This is a genomic window from Paenibacillus lupini, assembly GCF_011761355.1.
Taxonomy (GTDB): domain Bacteria; phylum Bacillota; class Bacilli; order Paenibacillales; family Paenibacillaceae; genus Pristimantibacillus; species Pristimantibacillus lupini.
This window is the reverse complement of the sequence record NZ_JAASRW010000008.1, coordinates 294,786-320,733: the sequence shown is the minus strand read 5'-3', so window position 1 is coordinate 320,733 and position 25,948 is coordinate 294,786. Positions and strand designations below refer to the sequence as shown.

General features: G+C 49.9%; 18 protein-coding genes and 2 riboswitches. Of the genes, 12 read left to right on the top strand and 6 right to left on the bottom strand.

Annotated features, from left to right (window positions below):
- Positions 1-51: 51 nt before the first annotated feature.
- From kdpC to FHS17_RS24845, 5 genes are all read right to left on the bottom strand, one after another.
- Positions 52-657 (bottom strand): potassium-transporting ATPase subunit KdpC, encoded by a 606-nt coding sequence (gene kdpC, locus FHS17_RS24865; protein WP_167281147.1) that lies wholly within the window; start codon positions 655-657, stop codon positions 52-54.
- Between the two features lie 26 nt (positions 658-683).
- Positions 684-2,714, bottom strand: coding sequence for a potassium-transporting ATPase subunit KdpB (gene kdpB / locus FHS17_RS24860; protein WP_167281146.1), 2,031 nt, complete (start codon positions 2,712-2,714; stop codon positions 684-686).
- A gap of 25 nt (positions 2,715-2,739) precedes the next feature.
- On the bottom strand, positions 2,740-4,419 hold the full coding sequence (kdpA, locus tag FHS17_RS24855; protein ID WP_167281145.1) for a potassium-transporting ATPase subunit KdpA: 1,680 nt from the start codon (positions 4,417-4,419) through the stop codon (positions 2,740-2,742).
- Between the two features lie 27 nt (positions 4,420-4,446).
- Positions 4,447-4,524 (bottom strand): K(+)-transporting ATPase subunit F, encoded by a 78-nt coding sequence (gene kdpF, locus FHS17_RS31280; protein ID WP_167281207.1) that lies wholly within the window; start codon positions 4,522-4,524, stop codon positions 4,447-4,449.
- A 185-nt stretch (positions 4,525-4,709) separates the two neighbouring features.
- The gene (locus tag FHS17_RS24845) at positions 4,710-5,129 is read right to left on the bottom strand and encodes a hypothetical protein (RefSeq protein ID WP_167281144.1); all 420 of its coding nucleotides are present in this window, start codon (positions 5,127-5,129) and stop codon (positions 4,710-4,712) included.
- Between the two features lie 117 nt (positions 5,130-5,246).
- A riboswitch (cyclic di-AMP (ydaO/yuaA leader) is annotated at positions 5,247-5,425 on the bottom strand.
- A gap of 121 nt (positions 5,426-5,546) precedes the next feature.
- Positions 5,547-5,740, bottom strand: a riboswitch (cyclic di-AMP (ydaO/yuaA leader).
- A gap of 852 nt (positions 5,741-6,592) precedes the next feature.
- Between FHS17_RS24845 and rlmN the strand changes: the two genes are divergently transcribed.
- Positions 6,593-7,663 carry a dual-specificity RNA methyltransferase RlmN gene (gene rlmN / locus FHS17_RS24840; RefSeq protein WP_167281143.1) on the top strand — a complete coding sequence of 357 codons (1,071 nt, stop codon included), beginning with the start codon at positions 6,593-6,595 and terminating at the stop codon, positions 7,661-7,663.
- Positions 7,664-7,684: 21 nt separating this feature from the next.
- Here the strand turns inward: rlmN and FHS17_RS24835 are convergent, their stop codons facing one another.
- Positions 7,685-8,344 (bottom strand): lysoplasmalogenase, encoded by a 660-nt coding sequence (locus FHS17_RS24835; RefSeq protein WP_243865525.1) that lies wholly within the window; start codon positions 8,342-8,344, stop codon positions 7,685-7,687.
- Between the two features lie 86 nt (positions 8,345-8,430).
- Here FHS17_RS24835 and FHS17_RS24830 point away from each other — a divergent pair, with 86 nt between their 5' ends.
- The 11 genes from FHS17_RS24830 (at position 8,431) to FHS17_RS24780 (ending at position 25,752) form a co-directional block, all read left to right on the top strand.
- A complete protein-coding gene (locus FHS17_RS24830) occupies positions 8,431-9,798 on the top strand; it encodes an aldehyde dehydrogenase (protein ID WP_167281142.1) in 1,368 nt (455 codons plus the stop codon).
- A 171-nt stretch (positions 9,799-9,969) separates the two neighbouring features.
- A complete protein-coding gene (locus tag FHS17_RS24825) occupies positions 9,970-11,520 on the top strand; it encodes a DHA2 family efflux MFS transporter permease subunit (protein ID WP_167281141.1) in 1,551 nt (516 codons plus the stop codon).
- A 129-nt stretch (positions 11,521-11,649) separates the two neighbouring features.
- Positions 11,650-12,369, top strand: coding sequence for a glycosyltransferase (locus FHS17_RS24820; RefSeq protein ID WP_243865524.1), 720 nt, complete (start codon positions 11,650-11,652; stop codon positions 12,367-12,369).
- Between the two features lie 162 nt (positions 12,370-12,531).
- Positions 12,532-14,529 carry a beta-galactosidase gene (locus tag FHS17_RS24815; protein WP_167281140.1) on the top strand — a complete coding sequence of 666 codons (1,998 nt, stop codon included), beginning with the start codon at positions 12,532-12,534 and terminating at the stop codon, positions 14,527-14,529.
- 41 nt (positions 14,530-14,570) lie between these two features.
- Positions 14,571-15,539 (top strand): ABC transporter permease, encoded by a 969-nt coding sequence (locus tag FHS17_RS24810; protein ID WP_167281139.1) that lies wholly within the window; start codon positions 14,571-14,573, stop codon positions 15,537-15,539.
- Positions 15,540-15,571: 32 nt separating this feature from the next.
- Entirely contained in the window at positions 15,572-16,462 is an 891-nt protein-coding gene (locus FHS17_RS24805) for a carbohydrate ABC transporter permease (RefSeq protein WP_167281138.1), read from the top strand.
- A 71-nt stretch (positions 16,463-16,533) separates the two neighbouring features.
- Positions 16,534-18,270, top strand: a complete 1,737-nt coding sequence (locus tag FHS17_RS24800; RefSeq protein ID WP_167281137.1) for an extracellular solute-binding protein — start codon at positions 16,534-16,536, stop codon at positions 18,268-18,270.
- 99 nt (positions 18,271-18,369) lie between these two features.
- Complete coding sequence (locus tag FHS17_RS24795) at positions 18,370-20,166, top strand: sensor histidine kinase (RefSeq protein ID WP_167281136.1); 1,797 nt, start codon at positions 18,370-18,372, stop codon at positions 20,164-20,166.
- On the top strand, positions 20,141-21,706 hold the full coding sequence (locus tag FHS17_RS24790; RefSeq protein ID WP_167281135.1) for a response regulator transcription factor: 1,566 nt from the start codon (positions 20,141-20,143) through the stop codon (positions 21,704-21,706). Before FHS17_RS24795 ends, FHS17_RS24790 begins: the two co-directional genes overlap by 26 nt.
- Before the next feature lie 18 nt (positions 21,707-21,724).
- Positions 21,725-24,139, top strand: coding sequence for an alpha-L-rhamnosidase-related protein (locus tag FHS17_RS24785; protein WP_167281134.1), 2,415 nt, complete (start codon positions 21,725-21,727; stop codon positions 24,137-24,139).
- Positions 24,136-25,752: a beta-galactosidase gene (locus tag FHS17_RS24780; RefSeq protein ID WP_167281133.1), complete on the top strand. Its 1,617-nt coding sequence runs from the start codon at positions 24,136-24,138 to the stop codon at positions 25,750-25,752. Before FHS17_RS24785 ends, FHS17_RS24780 begins: the two co-directional genes overlap by 4 nt.
- The last annotated feature ends 196 nt before the right edge of the window (positions 25,753-25,948 follow it).

The following is a 25,948-nucleotide window of genomic DNA, read 5'->3' as shown; positions in this document are numbered from 1 at the left end:
CCCTTAGCGTGTGAATGCCCCGCCTGCCAAGTGCAAGCGGGGCGGTTTGCTTTATTTTTTAAGCTGGCTTAGTTCGATATTGAGCTCCAGTACATTGATACGCGGTTCACCAAATACACCAAGGTCACGTCCTTCAGTATGCTTTTGGACAAGCTGTTCCAACGTATCGGTCGATAAACCGGTCAGCTTGCTGATCCGCGGAATTTGAACCTCAGCTGAGCTTGGCGTGATATGCGGGTCGAGGCCGGAACCAGAGTTGGTAATCAGAGCTATCGGAAGCTTGCTGATTGGAACATCTGGATTGGCTGCCTTCCATGCGGCAATCGATTCCTGCGTCCGCTTCAGCATATCTGGATTAGAAGGCGCATAGTTGTTGGATCCGGAAGCTTCTGCTTTATAGTCAATGCTCGAAACACGCCCTTGGAAGTAGGCAGGGTCGGTGAAGCTTTGCCCGATTAGGGACGAGCCGATAATCTGGCCTTCTGCGTTCTTAATCAAGCTTCCGTTCGCCTGATGCGGGAAGAACAGCTGCGCTAAACCAGTAGATACGAGCGGATAAATAATACCGCACAATATAATAAACGCGATACTTGCCCTGATCGCAATCATCAGGATCGAGCCGCCGCCTGATGCGGATGATGAAGCAGATTGATTCATAAGATCCCTTCCTTTCGAATATTGCATTAGATCCAAATATGAACGATGAGGTCGAGCAGCTTAATCCCAATGAATGGTGCAATGACGCCGCCAAGCCCGTAGATAAGCAGGTTCTTGCTTAACAACTTGGATGCATTCATCGGTTTGTAAGCAACCCCTCGCATCGCAAGCGGGATGAGGAGCGGGATAATGACGGCGTTGAAGATAAGCGCCGAGAGGATCGCCGAGGAAGGCGAGCCAAGTTTCATAATGTTCAGGACATCCATCTGCGGGATCGCAATCATGAACATCGCAGGGATGATGGCAAAATATTTGGCGATATCATTCGCAATACTGAATGTGGTCAAAGCGCCGCGGGTCATTAGCAGCTGCTTGCCGATAGCCACAACCTCGATAATCTTCGACGGGTCGGAATCCAGATCGATCATATTCGCAGCTTCCTTCGCTGCGATTGTACCGCTGTTCATCGCAAGCCCAACATCGGCCTGTGCAAGAGCAGGGGCGTCATTCGTGCCGTCGCCCGTCATCGCAACAAGACTGCCTGCTGCCTGCTCTCTTTTAATCAGCGCGATTTTATCCTCTGGGCGGCTCTCCGCTACAAAGTCATCCACGCCTGCTTCACGGGCAATCGTTGCTGCCGTCAGCGGATTATCGCCAGTACACATGATGGTCTTGATGCCCATCCGGCGAAGCTCAGCAAATCTCTCCTGCATGCCTGGTTTAACGGTATCTTTCAAATAAATAATACCTAGAATCCGGTTATCGACGGAAACAGCAAGTGGTGTCCCGCCGAGGACGGCAACGGACTCACCGGTAGAATCGAGATCAGTTGGGATCGTACCCCCTTGAGATAATACCCATTTCTTAACGGCATCAACGGCGCCTTTTCGTACTTTTCTTCCATCTGGCAAATCGGTACCGCTCATACGAGTTTCTGCTGTAAAAGGAATGAAGGAAGCCTGCTCAATCTGCTCTGCTCCGTAGGAGAGCTGCTTGGTCTTCATCAGCTCTAATACGGAGCGTCCTTCCGGCGTCTCGTCTTTGGCTGAGCTGAGTGCTGCCCACTCGCCAAGCTCTTGGATGGTTGAGCCCTTAACAGGAAGGAAATCGCTGGCCATCCGGTTCCCGAATGTAATCGTACCGGTTTTATCCAGAATCATGGTGTTAATATCGCCGGCTGCTTCAACGGCTTTGCCTGACATCGCCAATACATTAAACTGCGTTACGCGGTCCATACCGGCGATCCCGATGGCTGACAGCAGACCGCCAATCGTGGTCGGAATAAGACAGACGAGCAGGGCGATCAGCACGGGCACATCCAGCTCTACACCAACATATTTGGCGATAGGAGCCAGGGTAACGACAACGATCAGGAAGATAAGCGTCAGGCTTGTAAGCAGGGTGTTCAGAGCCAGTTCGTTTGGCGTCTTTTGCCGCTTGGCGCCTTCAACAAGTGAGATCATACGGTCGATAAACGATTCGCCGGGATCACTCATAATACGGACCTTGATCTGGTCGCTGACGACACGTGTACCGCCGGTAACGGAGCTGAAGTCACCGCCAGCTTCCTTAATAACAGGGGCAGATTCACCGGTAATGGCGGATTCATCAACAGAAGCAAGGCCCTCAATAACTTCGCCATCGCCCGGAATCATCTCGCCTTGTGAGACGATAACCATATCGCCTTTCCGAAGCTCGGTAGATACGACTTGTTTTACACTATTGCCGACCATTTTGTTAGCCGTAATGTCCTGTTTGCTCTTCTTAAGCGAATCGGCCTGCGCTTTACCGCGCCCTTCGGCTAATGCTTCTGCGAAATTCGCGAAGAGTACCGTGAATAGCAGAATAAGAAACACCGTCAGATTAAAGCCTACCCGATCTTCTGTACCGAAATAGCCGGGCAGCAATGTCATAAGCAGTACGACAAGTGTACCGACCTCAACGACGAACATGACGGGGTTTTTCATCATTGTTAGTGGATTTAATTTAATAAAGCTGTCCCTGACCGCTCGGCTTAAAATAGCGGAGTCCAGCATAGATTTACGTTTCGTAGTCACCTTTTACTCACCTCATCCTTATCCGTTAGCGAAGCGTCAGATACTCTGCGATTGGTCCAAGAACAACGGCAGGCAGGAACGTCAGCGCTCCAATAATTAATACGGTTCCTACAAGAATCCCTGTAAACAGCACGTTATCTGTCCGGAATGTACCTGATGTCTCTGGCACAGGCTGCTTACGGACCAGCGAACCGGCTACGGCAAGCATGGCAATCATCGAGATATATCGTCCAAACAGCATGACCAGTCCGGTTGTAATATTCCAGAAAGGTGTATTATCGGCTAATCCCTCAAAGCCGGAGCCATTATTTGCTGCTGATGAGGTGTACTCATATAGCACCTGCGAGATGCCGTGGAAGCCTGCGTTGCTAATCGAACCTTGGCCTAGATCGGTAAGGAAGGCGATAGCGGTCGGCACCAGGATAATAAAGGGATGGGCGAGAATGGCGATCGCGATGAGCTTCATCTCACGCGGCTCGATTTTCCGTCCAAGAAACTCCGGCGTACGTCCAACCATAAGTCCGGCGATAAATACTCCGAGTATGGCGTACATCAGCATGTTAATGAGACCAACACCCTTACCGCCAAATACTACGTTAAGCATCATCTCGGCAAGCGGTACGAGTCCGCCAATTGGTGTCAGCGTATCGTGCATGTTGTTTACCGTACCGGTGGTCGCTGCTGTTGTGACGGCTGTAAACAGAGCGGATTGTGCGATACCAAAGCGTACCTCTTTGCCTTCCATACTGCCTTGTGAGGCATCCACACCAAGATTGTTCAATGCTGGATTGCCATGCAGCTCAGCGGTATAGACCGTTGCCAGAAAGACAAGGAACAGGGTCATCATCGCGGAAAATATAACCCAGCCCTGCTTACGGTTTTTCGCAAATCGTCCAAATACATAAGGCAACGATGCAGGAAGCGCCCACATCGATAAAATTTCGATGACATTCGTCAGTGGGTTTGGATTCTCGAATGGATGAGCCGAGTTGACTCCGAAGAAACCGCCGCCGTTGGTACCTAAATGCTTGATTGATTCTAGGGATGCCACAGGTCCGATCGCGATATTTTGCGTGGCTCCTTCTAGTGTTGTTGCGGTTATGTTCGGATCAAACGTCTGTGGCACATGCAAAGCCACCAGTACCAGCGTGACAAGCACAGCCAGCGGCAGGAAGATCCGGGTATGTGACTTCACGAAGTCTTCGAAGAAGTTACCGATTGTTGTGCCTTTGCTCGTCAGGCCACGGATAAATGCAATCGCAACCGAGAAGCCTGTAGCCGCTGATGTGAACATCATCATCATAATGACGGCCATCTGCGAGAAGTAAGAAAGCCCGGTCTCCCCGCTGTAATGCTGCAAGTTCGTATTCGTGATGAAGCTGATGACGGTATTAAAGGACAAGGTCTGTTCCATACCGCCGATGTTATTCGGATTGCCAGGGAGCCCGCCTTGAAAGCGCAGGATCAAATAGCTGATGGCAACCAGTACGATATTAGTTAGAAGAAAGCTAAGAGCGTATTTTTTCCAGGTCATGCCTGCCCGGGATTTCAAACCGATCACACTGTAAATGATTCGTTCAGACCACCCGAATACTCGGTCGGTTCGGTTCGGCTCATTCGAGTAGACGTGATAAACGTACGAGCCAAGTGGCTTGACGAGCAGAACAAGCACGCCAATCACAATAAGAAGCTGTAAAATATCCATATTGACCTCCCGCGATCGTTTAAGGGATTAAAATTTTTCTGGATTAATGAGGGCGTACACTAAATAGAGAAAGATAAGTACGGCCAGACAGAGTGTGAATATCATCGTTTCTCCTCCTCCTGAATGGAGCGGTCACACCATTGCATAAATCCGGCGAAGAGTACGAATACAGCTGCCAGAAGCAGCACCATATAGATATCCTGCATAGATCTATTCTCCTTAAAAGAATTGGCACACAAATGGCCTATCTTAGCCAATTGAGCAATTCTTGCTTCGTAAGCATGGATTTTTTACCCGTTTTGGCTGTCTGTCATGAAATCATTTGATATGAGAAAAGAAGTCTCGCCACTGCTGGAATGAACCACATAATTCGCACCCATTCCTTTATAGATCAGTCTGGGGTTTGTGCTGTCGGTAACGACACAGATCGATTTCGACGTCCAGCTTCGGCAGATCTGAATGTAGCGGCAGCAAAGGTTCAAGCTTCTCTCGAATAAGAAAATCCGACCAATCGGAAGCTCTGGTACCCGCCAGGTGGCTTCATCATTCGTGCTTATGACAATGATCGTACTAACATGCAGCTCGAGCATTCGCTCGTATTCGGCTTTATTGTTTACCATTGTTGCAAATGGAATTCTCCGATGTTGCAACTGCTTAATAAAGTCCTCGCCCTGTACATTTGGTGCAGATACGAGAATATAATCGTTCATCCTATTTCTCTCCTCTTTTGTTAGAGGAATCAACGACAAAAAAGCCACGGAAGAGGGACTCTTCACGTGGCTTATAAGCGCAGCAAAAAATAAACCGCACCTATGTTCACGATCATCGTTGCCTCTCTTGTTACGCTTACGAGGTTAGCTGACGGATTCGGGCGTAAGAGTCGCCCTACGCCATACGACTCGCTTGAGTCGTTTTGGCGATTCACCCCGTGGATGCTAGCTGCTTGAGCATGCCATCCGAATGGTTCCCCCGTTCCCCTGTGAAGGGGATTAAGCGATAAAGACATTTTCGAATACAATAGAAAAAGACCGCAGAGGAAAGTCCCCCGCGGCCCCATAAGGTCACAAGAACACATCATCCTCTCTACCTGGAAAAAGCCTCCGCAGCTTTAAGCTTGCTGTGCTGTGGCTGACATTTTCTTCGCTTACGAGGTTAGCTGACGGATTCGGACGGTGAGAGTCGCCCTACCAGGTCCAGCTGCAAGCAGCCTTTCCCGGATTCACCCCTGATAAGCAAGACACACCAGCTCTCACACCGATGCAATAGCGCTTATCGTTTGGTTCCCCCGTTTCCCTTGACGGAAACTCAGCGAATAAAGCATACATTTCATTTGCTGAATCGTATATTACGCCTGACTAAGGCTAATGTAAACGAACCCTGAGGGCGGCATATTGTCTAATTCTCACAATGAGATTGGTTAGAGCGTTTACATCGTAGACGAACTCTAGAATGCTCTTTATCGGTCTCTGTATCTCTCGATTGCGATAAATGTGCACCTAAACTTTGCTTGAAAATGAATGAAGAAGGGAGAAAAGGGTGGTTCCAGCATTCCTCTCATGTTCCGACTGTTGAAATGGACTGTCTAGTGCGGTGTCCGATGTTAAGGTCCCATAGGGACTCTAACTAGTGCGATGAGTGGTCAAACAGTGAGGTTAAGGTGCCTCAAGGACCTTAATGCAGCGGATGGAGCGTCGAATGGGGGGAAATAGCCGGATTGTGCATAGATAAGGTCCCTAAGGGGCCTTAACTGATGTTCGATACCTGAATAAAGTAGGCTTAAGATCCCTGAGGGACCTTATCGCAGCGAATGAGGCGATAAACGGAGGGGAACTAGCCGGTTGCGGCAGCAATAAGACCCCCGCAGGGTCTTATCCGAGCAGTGGAGCAGCGAACTGGAACCCATAAGACCCTGCCAGGGTCTTATGAATAAGAAAAATCAGCAGAAAGAAATGAAACTGGACTATTATGAAGTGAATAAGACCCTCACAGGGTCTTATAGGTCAGTTCTACTGGAGAAAGAATAGCAATAAGACCCTCCGGAGGTCTTATCCGAATAGTGCTGATGCGGGCTTTTGTCAATTGGCGGGAATCGCCCCTTGTTTTCGTCCGACAATTTTGGGACAATAGAAGTCAGTATGCGGTTTAGGCTGCGTTTGTGAAAAGAGGATAAATAATGAGTACACCTTCCATATATGGATTTACATTAGAGCAATTAATCGCATGGCTGGGCGAGCGCGGACACAAGAAGTTCCGTGCGACTCAAGTGTGGGAATACCTTTACCGGAAGCGGGTTACAAGCTTTGCAGCTATGACAGAAGTTAATCTTGACTGCGTGAAGCTGCTGGAGGAGAACTTTACCATTCAGACGCTGGTTGAGCATACGAAGCAGGAGTCCAAGGATGGAACCGTGAAGCTGCTGCTGAAGCTCGTAGACGGCAATCTGATTGAGACGGTCTTGATGCGCCATAAGTTCGGCTTGTCTGTCTGCGTGACAACGCAAGTTGGCTGCAACATCGGCTGCAGCTTCTGCGCAAGCGGCCTGATTAAGAAGAGCCGCGATCTGACCAGTGGCGAGATTGTCGAGCAGATTATGAAGATTCAGCTTCATCTCGATGAAGCTAATCAAGGTGAGAAAGTCAGCCATATCGTTGTGATGGGCATCGGCGAGCCGTTCGATAACTTCATCCATCTGAATGACTTCCTTACAACCGTGAAGGATCATAAGGGTCTTGCGATTGGTCCGCGTCACATCACCGTATCCACCAGCGGGCTTGCTGATAAAATCAGAGAGTTCGCCGACAAGGATCAAGGTGTCAACCTGGCTGTATCGCTGCATGCTCCTAATAATGAGCTGCGGACTCGCATTATGAAGATTAACCGTGCGATTCCAATCGAGAAGCTGATGGACGCTATCGACTATTATCTCGAACGCACGAATCGCCGGATTACGTTGGAGTATATCCTCCTAAGGGACGTTAACGACCAGCAGGAGCATGCGCTTGAGCTTGCCGAGCTGGTGGGTGACCGCCGCCGTTCACTTGTGAACGTGAACCTGATTCCTTACAATCCGGTTGACGAACACAGTCAATACCAGCGCAGTGAGAACGACTCCATCAAAGGTTTCTACGACACACTCAAGAAGCAAGGGGTCAGCGTCAGTGTCCGTCTGGAGCATGGCGCCGACATCGATGCGGCCTGCGGCCAGCTGCGCAGTAAGCAGATGAACAAGGAAAAAGTCGGATAACCCAGCTAAAAGAAGCCATGATCAGAGGATCATGGCTTTTTGCTTGGGAACCGTACGGACTTTATGACCAATGCAGGCTGCTATGTAGAACTGCGCCGCATAATAGGTCGTCATAATGATCACATCGGAGCTCGCAACCTCCGAGATGAACTTATTCCAGGCTAGTACGGAGTCAGAGGCCATAAACAGCAGTGCGCCAGCTATCGCCCATTTGTTGCCGGACATAATGGCCGACCAGCCCATTAAGGAAATCGCCGTTACATAGACAAGGACAGGTCCTTTCAGGCTGCCGTCACCTGATTTAGTGAGCGCATCAAGTAACTCATATCCCATATAAATGGCATATGCTCCAATAGGTACAATGGTGGAAAGCCGCCATAGGGAGAATTGCCATTGGCCGAAGAATCCGCTTAAATAAAAAAAATGTCCGATCAAGAAGGCGGACAGCCCAACAATGAAATTGTCGAGAGTGACATCGCCGATGACGCAGAAAATTAGACCGATGAGCAGGATGTGCTGAAACCGCTTACCATTCTCGGCAGGCTGCAAGTAGGCGTAAATGATGATAAGGAGCATCGGTATACTTTTGAAAATTAGCTTGACGGCATGCGGTTCTGAAGGAATGATAAAAATGTAAAGCAAGCTCATAAGCAAAATGAGTGCTGGCATTATTTTATTCAATTGTCATCGCTCCTTTTGTCCTACTATAGCACAGATAAATTCCTTTTATTAGTACATAGTCTTCTATCGAAAAGGCGGGGTTTAGGATGAATGGATTACAAGTATTTGAAAAGCAGCAGGCCTATTATCGTACGGGTGCAACCCGGAGCTTGGAGTTTCGTCAAGGGCAGTTGGCTAAGCTGCGCAAGGTGATCGAGGAGCGGGAGGCTGCGATCATGCAGGCTCTTCGCGAAGATCTGAACCGAAGTGAAAAGGAAGCTTTTTTGCTCGAGATAGGGCTTGTGTATAAGGAAATCTCCTTCATGCAAAAGCATCTTAAGCGGTGGATGAAGCCCGCCAAAGTAAAGACGGCCTTCACTCACATTGGCAGTAAAGGATATATCGTGCCGGAACCACTAGGTACAGCACTTATTATTGCTCCATGGAACTATCCGTTCCAGCTGGCGATAGCACCGCTTGTTGGGGCAATCGCTGCAGGTAATACGTCTGTGCTCAAGCCATCGGAGCTGTCACCGGCAGTGTCTGAGGTGATGTCTTCCCTTATTCAAGATACGTTTGATCCAGCTTATATTACCGTCATGGAGGGCGGAGTTGAAGTAAGCAAGGAGCTGCTTGATCTGCCGTTTGATAAAATCTTCTTCACAGGCAGTGTGAATGTAGGTAAGCAAGTGATGGCGGCAGCTGCTAAGCATTTGACGCCAGTTACGCTGGAGCTTGGGGGTAAAAGCCCGGCTATCGTTCACCATGATGCTAACCTCAAGCTGGCGGCCAAGCGGGTTGCCTTTGGCAAATTTATTAATGCGGGACAGACCTGCATTGCTCCCGATTATGTGCTGGTGCACCGCAGCGTGAAAGAACCATTCATAGAGCTCCTGCACAAGTCGGTTACGAAGTTTTACGGCAAAGATCCGCTGGAGCATCCGGATTACGGGAGAATCATATCGGGGCGTCATTTTCAGAGGTTATGTGATTTTCTTCAAAATGGTGAGATTACTATAGGCGGGCGTGCAGATGAAATGTCCCAGCGTATCGAACCAACTGTCCTGACTGCTGTGGACTGGAGTATGCCGGTCATGCAGGAAGAGATTTTTGGCCCCATCCTGCCGGTGCTTATCTATGATGAGCTGCAAGAGGCTATTGATCTGATTAATGCGAGACCAAAGCCGCTTGCTCTGTATCTGTTCAGTGATAATCAAGCGATTCAGAAGCGGGTGACCGAGGCAGTACCGTTTGGCGGCGGGTGTATTAACGATACGCTTATGCATTTGGCGACCCCTTACTTGCCATTTGGCGGGGTAGGCGAGAGCGGCACAGGGGCCTATCATGGCGAGGAGAGCTTCCGTACGTTCTCCCATATGAAAAGCGTGCTGAAGCAAACAACAAAGTTTGATTTCGCGTTCCGATATCCATCGGCAAAAGGCGGCTTGGCGATCATTCGGAGACTGATGAAATAAGGGTTGGAATAGCGGTGAATACATGAAAACGCTATATCTATTTTTTACCAAAATTTCGATTGACTTCTAACGGTTTGCTCAGTAACATGGGGAGGCAAAACCATTACTTAACAGCACTCGTCCGTACATCCTTGACGTAATGGAGCAGTCAATTGAGGAGGTAATGAACGGATGGAACAACAGCTTACATCTACTCAGCCGGAGCAGGAATTTCAATTAAAAAGCATTTTGCTTCCGCTGGTTGCGATTATTCTAGGCTGCTTTATGGTTATTCTTGATACAACCGCGATGAATGTGGCACTGTCGAAGCTCGTGGAGGATTTCCATACACAGCTTCCTACTCTTCAATGGACGGTAACGGGCTATATGCTTGCGCAGGCAGCTGTTATCCCTCTGGCGGGCTGGCTATCTGACCGATTTGGTGCGAAGACGATTTTCTTGACCTCGGTCGTACTCTTTACGCTAGGTTCACTGCTATGTGCGCTTCCGAATGACCCGCAGATGCTAATCATGTTCCGTGTCATACAAGGGCTTGGCGGCGGCTTTGTGCTTCCAGTAGCGATGGCTTATGTCTACCGTCTGAGCCCGCCGAATAAGGTGGGGCAGGTGATGGGGCTGCTTGGAGTACCGATTCTGCTGGCCCCGGCGATTGGACCCGTTCTCTCCGGTTGGCTGGTCGAATACCATTCTTGGCGCTGGATATTCCTCATTAATCTGCCGGTTGGTATCATCAGCGTAATGTTTGGTCTATGGAAGCTGCCGAAGCTGGATACCAAGAAACTTGCCGGCTTCGATATACCAGGCATGATCCTAGGTCCGCTTGCTTTCGCAGCGCTGTCCTATGGCCTTAATCAAGGTGCTGAAAGCTGGACTTCGGATAAAACGATCGGCGGACTTATCGTTGGTGGTGCTGCACTTATCGCTTTTATCTTTGTTGAGCTCCGTGTGAAGCATCCGCTGCTTGATCTCCGTGTATTCCGTTCTGTCGACTTCTCGTTTGGGATTGTAGTACAGTGGATCGTTCAATTCTCACTGTTTGGCGCGATCTTCCTCTTGCCGCAGTTCCTGCAGCAAGGACGTGGATACGGTGCATTTGATACGGGACTAACCTTATTTCCACAAGCGCTGGCATCGGCTTGTATGATGCCGATTGGCGGTTATTTGTTTGATCGAATCGGGGTTCGCTGGCTCGTTGTAATCGGGTTGAGCCTGGTATCGGGTGCGATCTTCCAATATTCTAACCTCGATATTCATACAGGCAGGGAAGATCTGCTACTGCCGCTTATTATGGCAGGCGCAGGCATGGGGCTTATGATGATGCCTCTGAACTCCCATCTCATTAATAAGACGCCGCGTGAGCTTGTAAGCAGGGTAACCTCACTTACCAGTGCAATGCAGCAGGTGATCAGCTCCCTTGCTGTTGCCTTGCTGGTAACGATTCTGACGAAACGGATCGGGACACTGATGACTGAGGCGAATGTATCTCCGGATGTACTGGCCAATCAAGCTTCCGGTAATGCAGCGGAGGCTAATCCGGAGCAGATGCAGCAGCTGCTGGCCCTTGCCGTTGACGCTTTCGATTATACGTTTGGCATCATGGTGTTTGTCGCAATTACCGGTGCACTGCTTGGCCTTCTACTCCGTAAGGGCAAGAAGAACGCAGGCGAAAGCACGTCAGCAGAGAAGCCGGAGTCAGCACTCGAAGGGCTGCATATGGGGTAGACTTATAAGCGCTCGGCTTTTATAGCCGGGTGCTTTTTTTTATCTGAAATAGTATGAAATAGCTGGAAACGTTCACAATATAACGAGTTCAAGCTACTCATTTCATGCCTGAAGGAGAAAACAATCAACATGATGAAACAGAATAAGCGTTGGAAAACGACCGTCATTGCTGCTGCGATGGCGCTGAGTCTAAGTCTTGCGCCGGCAAATGGCTGGGCTGCAAGTCAGGCGGGCCAGGCAAGTGAGCATGGAGCTCATCGAATATGCCTGAATCCTGCAGCCGAGAAGCTGAAGGCTGATCTAAGGCTGCTATGGATTGATCATGCGGTATGGACACGTAATACCATGATCAGTATGCTTGCAGGGCTCGAGGACACCAAGCCGGTGCTGAATCGACTGTTGAGAAATCAGCAGGATATTGGTAATGCCATTAAGCCTTACTATGGTGAAGAAGCCGGCAATAAGCTGGCGGAGCTGCTTAAGGAGCACATCGTACTTGCCGGCAAGATCATCGAAGCAGCTAAAAACAACAATAAGAAAGACTTCGAGAAGTTCAATAAAGAATGGAACCGAAACGCTGACGATATCGCGAAGTTTCTAAGCGGCGCTAATCCCAACTGGGCCTATACCGATTTGAAACAGATGATGGATAAGCATCTGGATCTGCTGGCTGGCAACCTGACCGCAAGGCTTGCGAAGGATTGGGAGAAGGATATTGCTGCTTATGACGCAGGACAGGCGCATCTGATGATGTTGTCCGATACACTTGCTGAAGGCATCGTGAAGCAATTTCCTGATAAATTTGTCGGTCCGGCAGCAGGCAGCGCAGCGCCACGAGCAAATCAATAATAATAGGAAGAGGTTGTCCCATTAGCCGGGGGCAGCCTCTTTTTGCGTATAAACAGACTTGTTTGTCGGGTGTTGATCTCTCACTTCTCGGGTTTTGCCGCTGCCTATCTCATTAGATAATAGAAACAGATCAGGCATACAGATTGGAGATGAAAGAACGACATGAATTTTGGCGTTTGTTATTATCCGGAGCATTGGCCGGAAGAACGCTGGCCGCTGGATGCGAAGATGATGCGGGAGGCCGGCATTAATGTCGTACGGATCGGGGAGTTTTCCTGGTCCAAGCTTGAACGAAGAGCTGGAGAGTACAGCTTTGAATGGCTGGACAAGAGTCTGTCGATTCTGGCTGCAGAAGGGATTCGGGTTGTGCTGGGGACACCAACGGCTACACCGCCAAAATGGATCATGGACCGTCATCCCGATATTTATATGCAGGATAATAAAGGGGTTGTCCGCGGCTTTGGCCATCGAAGACACTATTGCTACAACAACCCGAACTATCATGTCCATGTTCAGTCGATCGTTACGGCAATGGCAGAGCGCTACGCTCACCATGAGAATGTGATTGCATGGCAGATCGATAATGAGTTTGGCTGTACCGATACCACACGTTGTTATTGCAGCAACTGCCGCACCGCTTTCCAACAATGGCTGGAGAGCAAATATGGCGATATCGATAACTTGAACGAGCAGTGGGGGACCGTATTCTGGAGCCAGATTTACAATGCTTTCACTGAAATCGAGCTGCCTGCTTATACGGTGTTTCCGCTTCACAATCCGGGAATGGAGCTCGACTTCCGTAGGTTTTCATCCGATTCGGCTGTGCAGTTCCAGAAGCTTCAGTTAAACATTCTGCATGCAGTCGCTCCGAGCCAGCCGGTCACGCACAACATGATGGGCATGTTTAATGAAATCGATGACTTTGATTTGTCGAAGGAACTGGATTTCGCATCTCTGGATACTTACCCGAATCTGATGTTTGCTGATAAGCCTGACCCTCGGGATACCGCACTTAACCTAGATGTTACCCGTGGCTTCAAGCAAGCGAATTTCTGGGTGATGGAGCATCAGAGTGGCCCGCCGGGCGGTAATATTTTATTCCCAACACCAAAGCCAGGCGAGCTTCGCAAATGGACTTATCAATCTGTTGCTCATGGGGCAGATGCCATCCTTTACTTCCGCTGGCGGACCTGTCTATTCGGAGCCGAGCAATTCTGGCACGGCCTGCTGCCGCATGACGGCAATCCTGGCCGGCGTTATGAGGAAGCGGCACGTACAGGTGAGGAGCTGCAGCGGCTGCTACCTCTCATTGAAGGCTTAAGCAGCCAGGCAGAGGTGGCGATTATCAGGTCCTACGAGAACGAGTGGACGATGGAGATTCAGCCGCAGACGTATGAGCATCGCTATAGCCGGCAGCTTATGGCTTATTATAAGCACTTCTATGACAATCGGATTCCGGTTGATGTCGTATCGGATGAATGTGATTTTGAAGCTTATAAGCTGGTCGTTCTGCCGCACTATATGATGGCGAAACCGGGAGTTTCCGAAAGGCTAGAGCGTTATACGGCCGCAGGCGGTACGGTAGTGCTTGATATCCGCGCTGGGACGAAGCTGTGGAACAACCGAATGGATGATGCCCCATTACCGGGAGCATTCCGCGAGCTGCTTGGCATCCGCATCACCGACTACGGTACGCTTCGTCAAGGCGAATCCCGACGGATTACAACGAGGGATGAAGAGAATGCCGGAAGCGGAACGATCTGGTACGACGTTATCAATGCCGAGAAGGCCGAACCAATCGCTTGGTATGGTGAGGATTACATGGCAGGAACACCAGCAGCCACTCGTCATTCCTTTGGGCAAGGCAACGCTTATTATTTCGGCATCGGAGCTGATCCTGATGGGATGCGCAGCCTTATGGGCCAAGTATGCAAATCCGCTGATATCCGTCCGATTACCGAGGTAACGGCGCCGGATGAGGTGGAGCTGGCACGAAGATCGGGCAGCACGCAGCGATTTATCTTTGCGATTAATCATGCGGGAGAGGAACGGACGATTGAGTTGGCAGCTCCAATGCTGGAGCTGATCTCGGACCGCATGCTGGAAGGCACTGCCGTTATTCCTGCCTATGGCGTGTACGTATTTACTTCGCTTAGCTAGTTCGATGAACGACCAACCTGCTGTCAAGAAAGGAGACTAACATGGCCAAACCCGCCAATACACTAACGAATCAGGAGATTGTCCAAACGGCCGGGAAGAAGGCGGGCAAAAGCCTCGTCATACGAAGACAGTATCAGCTGCTTTTGATGTCAACGCCTTTCGTGCTTCTCGTTATGCTATTTTCCTTTGGCCCGCTATGGGGCTGGATCATGGCTTTCCAACATTACAAAGTAGCGTTGGGGCTGTGGCATTCTCCGTGGACCGGCTTCGATAACTTCGAGCTGCTCTTCAAGGATCCCCAGTTCTTCAACGCATTGCGCAATACCGTTGTCATGGGGGTTCTGAATCTAGTCACGGGCTTTGTCGGAGCAATATTTCTGGCGTTACTGCTGAATGAAGTGCGATTTGTTTTCTTCAAACGGGTTATTCAGACGCTGACGTACATCCCGCATTTCGTGTCCTGGGTTGTTATCGCCAACATATTCGCTACGCTGCTTTCCCCGGACGGCGGTGTCGTGAACGCCGTTCTGCTGAAGCTGGGCATCATCCATGATCCATTATATTTTCTCGGTCATGAGAAATGGTTCTGGTGGATTCATACGGCAGCAAACTTCTGGAAGGAGCTTGGCTGGAATACGATCATCTACCTCGCGGTGCTCGTAGGCCTTAATCCGGAGCACTATGAAGCAGCTGAGGTCGATGGGGCAACGCGGTGGCAGAAGATGCGTTTCATCTCGATTCCGGGCATTATGCCCACAGCCGTGCTGCTGCTCATTCTGAATGTCGGATGGATTGTGCAAAGCGGATATGAATCGCAGTTCCTGCTTGGCAATCCGGTTGTCATTAACCGATCTGAGGTGCTCGATCTATACGCCCTGACTTATTCAACCAGTATCGGTGACTATTCGTACGGCGTGGCAGTCAGTATGTTCAAGTCAATTGTGAGTCTTGTACTCGTTCTGCTGGTCAATTACACGGCAAAGAAAACATCCGGCAGCCGTTTGTTCTAAGCGAAGCCGGCTTGCCAAGGAGGTGAGAGAACATGTTAGTCAGGCGGTCCAAAGGAGATGTCATCTTTAGTGCATTCAATTACATCCTGCTGCTGGTGCTTGGAATCGGAACGTTGTTCCCGTTCCTCAATCTAGCTGCCATCTCCTTGAACGATGCGGGCGATACGCTGAAAGGCACAATCTATATCTGGCCCCGCGTCTTCACCTTGGAGAACTACAGCACGATCTTCGCAAATCATGGTCTGGCGGCAGCAGCGATCCGTTCGGTCGTCCGGACAGTTGTAGGTACGGCGCTTGGCGTCATTTGTACCGCGATGCTAGCTTATGCGCTGAGCAGGAAGGAATTTTTCCTCCGTAAGACGTACAACATCATTCTGATCATTACGATGTATGTGAACGGCGGTCTGATTCCACTTTATCTGTTGATTAAAAACATTGGACTTATGAATCATGCAGCTGTGTATATCCTGCCGCTGCTGATCGGCGTATTCAACGTCATCATCATGAGAAGTTACTTCGAGCAGCTGCCGGAAGGTATTGTAGAGTCTGCCAGAATTGACGGCGCATCGGATTTTCAGATTTTGTTCCGCATCGTGCTGCAAATCAGCTTGCCTGTGTTATCGACGATTACGCTGTACATCGCTGTTCAGCATTGGAACTCCTGGTTCGATAACTATCTGTACGCCAGCCGCAATGAGAACCTGAACCTGCTGCAATACGAGCTGCAGAAAATTCTGATCAGCTCCGTAAATCAAGTCATGAGCGCCAATACCCACATCGATGCTACGGACGCCAGAAGGACAAACCCGGAGACGATCCGGGCGGCGATGACGATCATCGTCACGCTTCCGATTCTGCTCGTTTATCCGTTCCTGCAAAAGTATTTTGTAAAAGGCATGACCGTCGCTGCCATGAAGGAATAGGCAGCAAAGATTAGTGTTGTCGGATCATTGAATCCGGTGATATTATCATGACAAGATGAGAGGGTGTCCATATGTCTAAGACATGGAAAAAAGGGTTAACACTGATGGCTGCTTCAGTCATGCTCACAGGGGTAATGGCCGGCTGTTCCTCCAATAAAAATGGAGAAAGTAATACGACAGCTTCGAATAACGGAGGCAATACGCAGGCGACTAACGCTAAAAATGATGACGCTTCCACAACGGAGCCTACGAAGGCACCACTGGAGCCGATCACGTACTCTATGAATACGACAGATGAGAAACTGACTTGGGATACACCGATCCAGAAAGTTTTTACCGAGAAAACAGGTGTGTCCTTGAAATACGATCTGATCGTTGGTGATGAAACACAGAAGGAAGATCTGTGGCTCGCTTCCGGCGACTACCCGGACATTATGGCCATGGGGCCGCAGGAAATACAAAAGTATAAAGACGGCGGTGCCCTTATCCCCCTGAATGATCTGATTGATCAATACGGCCCTAACATTAAAGAGAAGTTTGGCGAATACTTTAATCTCCTCAAGGATGCTGACGGCAAGATCTGGTCGATCTACGGTGTGAACAAAAGCCGTGAAGCGAAAGCTGATGCTGCCGCCAGCTTTATCGTCCAGTACGATGTGCTGAAGGAAGCAGGCTATCCTGAGATTAAGACACTTGATCAGTTGTACGACATCCTAAAAGCTTACAAAGATAAGCATCCTCAGATTGATGGTAAAGATACAATCGGTTTCTCTGGTGCGATGACGGGGTGGCAGGTCAACATTGAATATAACAATCCGATTATTAGTGCATCAGGGCTGCCTGACCATGGCAACTTCCGAATCGACACGAATGGCAATGTAGAATATAACCCGGTATCCGAAGATGCCAAAAAGTATTATGGCTTCCTTAATAAGCTTTATCAAAACGGGCTATATGACAAAGAAGCCTTCTCTCAGGATGATCTGTCGAAGAAGCTGGCGCAAGGTCGTGTATTAGCCGCTTATGCACCAAAATGGATGGTTGGCGATATTGAAACACAGTTCCGCCAAGATGGGCATCCAGAGCGCCAATACGCGTATCTGCCGCTCCATTTCACAGAGGATACTGTTGATACATCCAATTCGGTTGTACCAACATTCGCAGGCAGCTTGCAGTGGGCTGTGACGACAACGGCGAAAAACCCGGAACGTTTCATCCAGTTCGTGGACTACCTGTTCTCGGATGAAGGACAAATTTTATCACAATGGGGCATTGAAGGTACGCATTATGAAGTGAAGGACGGCAAGCGTACGCTGCTGCCGGCTGAACTGGAAGCTCGGAGAACGGATCCTGACCATGCGAATAAAGAAGGCTTTAAAGGCAACGGAACGGGAAGTGGTTACTGGTTCAACGTTGGTGATGGGGCCAAGCTGAGTGATGGCGACTATGCGACTCCGCTGACGAAAGACTATCAAATGAGTATCTATGACGACATGACTAAGGATGTGTTGTCACATTACGGCAAGCAGATTTGGGCGGATTTCCTGCAGCCAGCTGAAGTCGTGCCAGGTTACCTGTGGCAGCTTTCGCCGCCGGAGAATATCAGTCTGCAAGCTAAGAAAATCGAAGAAGCCTGGAAAAAATACTTGCCGAAGCTCATTATGTCGAAGAATCAAGCAGACTTTGACAACAGCTGGGATGGTATGAAGTCTACCATGGAAAAAGCAGGGCTAAAAGAAGTGAATGGTGCCTATACACAATTATGGGCTGATTTTAACACCAAGTTCAAGGCTTCTATTAACGAGTAAAAGGAAAACCCAATTACATGTGCGTACGCCTTGAACTCACGTGCAAGGCGTACGCTCGTTTGTTCATAAACCTTTTTTTAATGGCGGGGGATAAGACGCATGAAAATCCGGACGAAACTCATTCTAGCTAACCTGTTCATCGTCTTATTTCTACTCGGCTCCGTTACGTTTGTGCTGACTAAGCGAAGCAGTGATCTTGTGCATGAACATATCGTGGAGAACGCCGTTTTATCCCTCTCTCAGATCAGTCAGAACCTCGATAACCGGCTTGCCTCCTATGAGGATGTCGCCAATACCTTATTCCTGAACCCATCGCTTAACTTGATTCTCGATCAGCGTTACGCCGATCAACTTGAAGCTTATGAAGTATACTCTGAGCAGTTCCAGCCGTTTCTATCCGCAATCCAATCGACCCGCGATGTGATGAAGGTTGACGTGTTCACGGACAATCCATCCTTCTTTTTCTCTAATGTGCAGCTCATTGACAATGATATCCGTTCTTCCGACTGGTACAAGGAAGTGATGACGAATAACACGGGAGGTTACTGGACGCAGCCTTATCTGACTTTTCCGAAAAAAGAACCCGTCATCAGCTTCCGCAAACGGCTCAACAATGTGAATCGGGACTCGCCAAGCGTTGTGTCGCTTGAGGTTCGGCTTAAGAATCTCGCACAGCTTGTTGATCTGGAGAGCAAGAACAAACGCGTCATCTTCGCGTTATCTGACGGAACGGTGCTGATCGACAGTGATAAGGAAAATGCAGTCGAGAATATCAGCCAGCTGTCATTCGGCAGCCAGGTGATGAACGGTACAAATGGCAGCTTCGATCAGATGATGAACAAGGAGTCTTATCAAATCCTGTATCAGACGCTGGATTCCCGCAATATTGTCAAAGGTATGAAGGTTATCGCCTTTATTCCGACGCAGGAGTTATCCGCGAAGCTGCAGCAGCTTCGTTCGATGGCCGTGCTGCTTTTTGCAATGGCGCTTGTTGCTTCCGTCCTGCTGATCTCGATTATGTCTGTCAGTCTGACCCGGCGTTTGTCGGAGCTGGCAGTGAAGATGAAGCGGCTGAACCGTGATAAGTTCGACAGCTTTGTTGAGGTCAAGGGCAGTGATGAAGTTGCGCAGCTTGGCGAGATGTTTAATCTGATGGTCCGAAGATTGCGAGAACTGATCGGCGAGGTGTATCAATCAGAGCTCGATCGCAGGGAGAATGCGCTTCGGACGAAGGAAGTGGAGCTGTACGCCCTGCAGACTCAGATCAACCCGCATTTTCTATTCAATACGCTTAATATGATCCGAGGTAAGCTGCTCATTGCGGGTGACCGGGAGAATGCGAAGGTCATTGGCCTGCTTGCGAAGTCATTCCGCATGATGCTGAAGAAGGGCGGCCCAACAATTCGGCTGTCGGAGGAGCTTGATTTCATATCTAGCTATCTGCAAATTCAGCAATACCGGTTCGGTGACAAATTTACTTATGAGATTGATGTGCCGGAAGAAGAGATGGATGTCCTTGTACCGAAGCTGTGTATTCAGCCAATCGTTGAAAATGCGATATCCCATGGGATTGAGTTAAGTCCAAATCCTTCCCATATTCGGATCAGTGGGCAGCGGAGCGGGAATCTTCTGCTGCTGACCATCAGGGATAACGGTCTTGGCATCTCTCTCGAGCGGCTGGCAGAAATTCAGCAGCGGTTGAATAGTGATGAGAGTCTTACAGGTGACGCACATATCGGTCTTCAAAATGTGCAGCACCGGCTGCGGCATCTGTTCGGAGAAAGACACGGGCTTGAAATTACCAGCGAGGCTGGGGCCTGGACAATCGTAACCATGAGCATACCAAGAGACGGACAGGGGGAGACGCCGGATGTACAACGTGTTGATCGTGGATGATGAGCCGGTGGCGAGGCAATCGCTGCGTTATCTGATTGATTGGGAGGAGCTTGGTTTTACGGTTAAAGGGGAAGCGCAGGATGGACAGCAGGCGCTAGAAATGCTGCGCAGTCAGCGCTATGCCCTTGTGCTTACCGATATTCGGATGCCTGTCTTGAATGGTCTCGAGATGGCGGCAGCCATGCAGGAGTTCACCGATACGCCGGTCGTGATCTTAAGCGGTTATGATGATTTCGCCTATGCCCGGGAGGGACTTCGTCTAGGCGTGAAGGAGTATTTGCTGAAGCCGGTCGATGAGGAAGATCTTATTGCCTTATTGCAAAAGCTTGCTGCAGAGCTGCGTGAGCAGCAGCTTCTAGAGAAGCGGCAGCGGCTTGGGCTGTCGGCTGGACGGGATCAGCTTCTTCGCCGATTGGCGCATGGCCAGGTAGCTGCCCGAGAGCTGGAGGAGCAGCTTCTGCTGATGGAGCTCCCTTCTCATCATGAGAGATATGCCTGTTTGCTGCTAGAACTTGATTTCCTTGCTGACGGTGAAATGCCGGATCGGGATACCGAGCTTATGCGTTTTGCAATCCGCAATATTGCAGAGGAATTAGCAGATGGGCGGGGTTATATTTTCGAAGAATCAGAGGAACGAATCGGCGTACTGTTAGGCGGCAACGCCAAGGAAATGGACTTAGAAGAGTGCCGGCTTTGGGCAGAGTCTTTGCGTTCCTCGACGATGAAGTATGCCAAAGCCTCTGTTACGATTGGCATTGGCCGAAGTGTGGGATCAATCATGGAGATTAAGCGTTCCTGGAGTGAGGCGGAGGAGGCGCTCGACAGGAAGTTTTTGTCGGGAGCAGGAACGGTTCTGCTGCCTCATGGGAAAGCCGAGTCAGATGGTGAACCCGACATGCTCAGAACTTTGGAGTCGGAAGTGCTGGAGATGGTACGCAGCAGCCGGCGTGCAGACACACTACGGGCATTAGCCAGACTGTGGGAATGCTTCAAGACGGAGCAAATATCGGAAGGCCGGGCAAAGCTGTCGGTATTGGAGTTGTTTATTCAGCTGTTCCGTCTCGTGAAGGAGCAGGGCGCCAGCCATGACCGGTTGTTTGATCCCGCATTAGGGGATTACGAGCGGATTATGCGGATCAAGACGATGGATGAGCTGCTGCGTTTTATGGAGAACAAGTGTGGAGATGTACTTGATGCCTTACAGCGGACGAAGGAGATCAGACCGAATAAAATCGTCCTGGAAGTGAAGCAGATCGTACAGGAGCAGTACGCTGGCAATGTAAGCCTGCGAAGTGTGGCCGCCATGATCTATATGAACCCGAATTACCTTGGCAAGCTGTTCAAAGCCAATACGGAGCAGTCTTTTAACGACTATGTGCTGCAGGTCCGAATGGAGAAGGCGAAGGAGCTGCTTCTTCATACGGATAAGAAAGTATATGAAATCGCGCTGGAAGTTGGGTTCAGCGAGCTCGACTGGTTTTATAAACGGTTCAAAACGTATACGGGCGTAAGTACAAGCGATTACCGGAATGCCCGCTGACGGGAAACGGAGGAGAAGATGGACGAGAATAGAGCGTGGACGGCAAAGTGGATTTGGGCAGGACCTGATCAGGCGGTGAATGGTAATGGGACTATGGAGACCGTGCTTTTTCGGCGGAGCTTTCAAGTTGCGGCAGACGGGGACACACAGCTTAAGATCCATGTATCCGCGGACAGCCGCTACCGGCTGTATGTAAATGGACAATCCATTGCATACGGGCCGTGCAAGGGAGATCTTAATGTTCATTATTATGATTCGGTAGATGTAACACCGTTTCTTCGTCCGGGTACAAATGTGCTGGCGGCACATGTCGTTCATTATAAAGGGGATAAAGGGCCGGCATCAGTATGGCGTAAGGACCGTGGTGTGTTTTTGCTGGAGGGCAGCCTGAAGGATCGCAGCGGTGCGGAGTTAGAGCGGCTGGATAGCGGTCTCACGGGCTGGGATTGTCACCGGATTCCGGCACAGTCGGCGATGCTGGCACCGGAAACCGCAACGCTCTTTATTGGTGGCGGAGAAATTATAGATGGCGCTGACTGGCCTTATGGTTGGAGAGAAAGTACCTTTACTGATACAGACTGGCCGGCTGCAGTGGCTGTGGCGGAGACGCATGACAAAATGTACGGTGGCTTGAGCAGCTGGCTGCTTACTCCACGTCCTATTCCTTTCATGAGAGAGGAAACTCTGGCATTTAAGAGGATCGTCCAAGGGGAATGTGGTGACAGGGTCTACGCAAGCGAGCCAATGAAAGATGGGGGACTGCTTGGGATTGAGGTGCCTGCAGGCGGCCGTTTGGTTCTTGAGCTTGATGCAGGCGAGCTGGTAGCTGGTTTCCCTCAGCTTGTACTTAGTGGCGGAGCAGGCGGTACAGTATATTTGTTGTATTCAGAATGTTATGAATATGAGCCATTCCCTAACGGGCAGCGCAACAAGGGTGTACGTGATGAGCCGGAAGGTAAGAAATTATATGGATTTGAGGATACGTATCGGATAGCGGGATATGGAAGACGCGCTGGCGAGCATGAAAGGTATGAACCTTTTCACCGGAGAGCGTTCCGATTCATCCGTCTTACTGTAGAGGCGGCTGATGAGCCTGTTGTTGTTGAGGGCTTAACCTACCTGAGAACGGGGTATCCGCTGGATGTTGAAGCAGCCTTCCAGAGCTCGGACCCGTCACTCGCGCCTTTATGGAAGATCAGCTTGAATACACTTCGCAACTGCATGCATGAAACGTATGAAGATACCCCTTTTTATGAGCAAATGCAATATGAAATGGACAGCAGGCTGCAGGCGTTGTTTACCTATTATGTAAGCGGGGATGACCGTCTGGCACGCAAGGCAATCTACGATTTCCACAGCTCGCTGCTGCCGACAGGCATGCTGCAAAGTCGATACCCGTCTGTGAATCGTCAGATTATCCCTGGTTTTGCTCTCTTCTGGATCATGATGGTTCATGATCATTATTGGTATACCGGTGATTTGGAGCATGCTGCGCAGTACAGATCTTCGATGGATGCCGTACTTGCTTGGTTTGATGCACGGATAGAGCCGGAGTCTGGGCTGGTCGGCATTATGCCGGAAGCTTATTGGTCCTTCGTGGATTGGACAGAGGAATGGCGTGCTAACGCTGGTGCGCCGCCTTCAGGCAGGTCAGGGCCTAATACAATTTATAATTTGATGGTTGTAGATGCACTGCTTAAAGCAGCAGAGATAAATGAAGCAACAGGGCGGCGGGATACAGGACTGGAATACCGTCAGCGTGCTGAAGCTTTGCAGCAGGCAGTCCGGAAGCATTGCTGGTCGGCGGAGCAAGGTTTATTCGCGGATAGTCCAGGTGTGGATGCATTTAGTCAGCATGCTCAGATATGGGCGGTACTGACTGATACGGTTACTGGTGAGGAAGCGAAGGAGCTGACTGTACGGACACTGGAGACAAAGGGACTTGCCAAAGTATCGTTTGCGATGGCCTTTTATTTGTTCCGTGTGCTGGCGAAGACAGGGCTGTATGCCAGATCGTTACCTTTATGGGATGACTGGAAAGCACAGGTTGATCTGCACTTGACCTCTTGGGTGGAGGATCCGGTCTCGGTTCGAAGCGATTGTCATGCTTGGGGAGCCCTGCCACTGTACGAATTCCCTACGGAGCTGCTTGGTGTCCAGCCGTTAACTCCTGGCTTTGCGAGTATATCGGTTGCACCTAGAATTAGCGGCTTGCAGGAGGTATCGGGCTGTGCAATGACGCCGCATGGAGCGGTTCATATTGCTTGGAGTATGCAAGAAGGCCGATTTAGCTTACGGGTTGAACGGCCGGATGCGATTCCTGTTCAGATCAAGCTGCCTAATGGTGAAATGCTTTATTGTACGGAAGCCGGACCGGTTGTATGTGAATGTGAGACTACGAAAAATGAACATGTAGAGGAGCTTGCGCCATGAAGCTTGGAATCGCTTATTATCCAGAGCATGAACAATCGGAGCAATGGGATATCGATTATAGCAAACTAGCAGCGGCGGGCATCCGTTCCGTTCGAATCGCTGAATTTGCCTGGGCGGTGCTCGAGCCCCGTGACGGCCAATTTGAATGGGAATGGCTTGATGCCTCAATTGAAAGAGCCGCTTCACACGGTATTAACGTTGTTCTGTGTACGCCAACAGCATGTCCGCCAGTCTGGCTGGTAGAGAAGCATCCTGATGTCCTCCCCGTTAATAAACAGGGACGTGTCATTGGTTTTGGCGCCCGCCAGCACCGGTCTTATTCATCGGACAATTATGTGAAATATTCCTTGCGGATCGTAGAAGCAATGGCTGAGCGTTATGGCAATCATCCGAATGTTGTTGCTTGGCAGCTGGATAATGAATTTGGCGGTGAAACCAAATACGACTTCAGTGATCCAGCAAGGATTGCCTTCCATCGTTGGCTGGAAGAGCGTTACGGCTCGATTGAGAAGCTGAATGAAAGATGGGGAACAACCTTCTGGTCGCAGCGTTATGAGCGATTCGATCAGGTTCCACTGCCTGCTCCAATTGGTGCAGACGTAAACATGTGGCAGCACCCGAGCCTGGAGCTGGATTTTGCCCGGTTCTCCTCGGACAGTATGGTTCGTTTTGCAAGTCTTCAAGCGGCCGCCCTTCGTCCCTTTATTGGGTCCAGACCTATTACAACTAATGCTTTCATGTTCTGTTGGGGAGATAATCTGAACTGGCCGGACCTGTTCGCAGATCTGGATGTTGTGGGTATGGATATTTACAGCAATAAGCCGCATGAGATTGCTTTTTATGCGGATGCCTGCCGCGGCGTGCTGGGCAAGCCTTTCTGGATGATGGAATATGGTACCGGAACTACTGAGCTGGAGCGGGATATGAATGTGGTCAGTGAGCGGGGCTGCAGCCGGTTCTATCTGTTCAAGATGAAGCCATTCCCATGGGGGCAGGAACAAGGCGGCGGACAGCCGGAGCTTGTGACGTTAACCGGAGAGCCTTCCCGGAATTATCATGTCGTACAGTCGTATACGGCGAAACATGCCCATGAACCGGAACTAACGGAGACAAGGCGGGCAGCAGTTGGTGTGTATTATCATTTCGACAGCTCATGGAGCTATCAACTTTCCGTAGCTGACCGAATCGCTTATCCGGATTACATCGTTCATAACGTCTATCGCCATCTATTTGAAGCGGGTCTTCGTACGGAAGTTGTTTACTCAGGCGAGCAGCTGGATGGGCTGGAAACGTTGATTATTCCTCTTCACCAAATCTATGATGCTACTTTGGAGGAGCGTCTTATCGCTTTCGTGCAGGCAGGCGGCAGGCTGATCGTTACCTCCGATTTGTTCCGCAAGAATGCGGATAATGTCTATCTTCGGGAAGTGCCTCGCCTATTCGCTGAGCTGCTCGACTGGCAGGAAAATAACTTTGCAGGTGACGTAATTACCGAAGGCACTGTCATGATTCGGAAGCATAAGAGCGGGAAAGGCGAGACATGGCTTGTTCATCGCAACTCAACTGCGGAGCAGTGGAAGGACGTATTAGCTGGCATTATGGAATACGCTTAATAAATAACACCCGACAGCGGGTTTCAACCTGCTGTCGGGTGTTTTATTTTATGCGCTGCCCCTTAACGATACCGTTGCGTTTTAAAAAAGTCCAAAAAAGCACCATAGGAGGGGTTTTCGTTAATCTTAACGATGTCGCACATCGTTTAGGGTCCGGAAAAGAGAGGGTTAGCAGGTCATAACGATACGGTGCATC

Bases quoted from the DNA above. Each gene is read 5' to 3' on its own strand.
- kdpC (WP_167281147.1), bottom strand. From the start codon at position 657: ATGAATCAATCTGCTTCATCATCCGCATCAGGCGGCGGCTCGATCCTG.
- kdpA (WP_167281145.1), bottom strand. From the start codon at position 4,419: ATGGATATTTTACAGCTTCTTATTGTGATTGGCGTGCTTGTTCTGCTC.
- kdpF (WP_167281207.1), bottom strand. From the start codon at position 4,524: ATGATATTCACACTCTGTCTGGCCGTACTTATCTTTCTCTATTTAGTG.
- FHS17_RS24845 (WP_167281144.1), bottom strand. From the start codon at position 5,129: ATGAACGATTATATTCTCGTATCTGCACCAAATGTACAGGGCGAGGAC.
- rlmN (WP_167281143.1), top strand. From the start codon at position 6,593: ATGAGTACACCTTCCATATATGGATTTACATTAGAGCAATTAATCGCA.
- FHS17_RS24830 (WP_167281142.1), top strand. From the start codon at position 8,431: ATGAATGGATTACAAGTATTTGAAAAGCAGCAGGCCTATTATCGTACG.
- FHS17_RS24825 (WP_167281141.1), top strand. From the start codon at position 9,970: ATGGAACAACAGCTTACATCTACTCAGCCGGAGCAGGAATTTCAATTA.
- FHS17_RS24820 (WP_243865524.1), top strand. From the start codon at position 11,650: ATGATGAAACAGAATAAGCGTTGGAAAACGACCGTCATTGCTGCTGCG.
- FHS17_RS24815 (WP_167281140.1), top strand. From the start codon at position 12,532: ATGAATTTTGGCGTTTGTTATTATCCGGAGCATTGGCCGGAAGAACGC.
- FHS17_RS24810 (WP_167281139.1), top strand. From the start codon at position 14,571: ATGGCCAAACCCGCCAATACACTAACGAATCAGGAGATTGTCCAAACG.
- FHS17_RS24805 (WP_167281138.1), top strand. From the start codon at position 15,572: ATGTTAGTCAGGCGGTCCAAAGGAGATGTCATCTTTAGTGCATTCAAT.
- FHS17_RS24800 (WP_167281137.1), top strand. From the start codon at position 16,534: ATGTCTAAGACATGGAAAAAAGGGTTAACACTGATGGCTGCTTCAGTC.
- FHS17_RS24795 (WP_167281136.1), top strand. From the start codon at position 18,370: ATGAAAATCCGGACGAAACTCATTCTAGCTAACCTGTTCATCGTCTTA.
- FHS17_RS24790 (WP_167281135.1), top strand. From the start codon at position 20,141: ATGTACAACGTGTTGATCGTGGATGATGAGCCGGTGGCGAGGCAATCG.
- FHS17_RS24785 (WP_167281134.1), top strand. From the start codon at position 21,725: ATGGACGAGAATAGAGCGTGGACGGCAAAGTGGATTTGGGCAGGACCT.
- FHS17_RS24780 (WP_167281133.1), top strand. From the start codon at position 24,136: ATGAAGCTTGGAATCGCTTATTATCCAGAGCATGAACAATCGGAGCAA.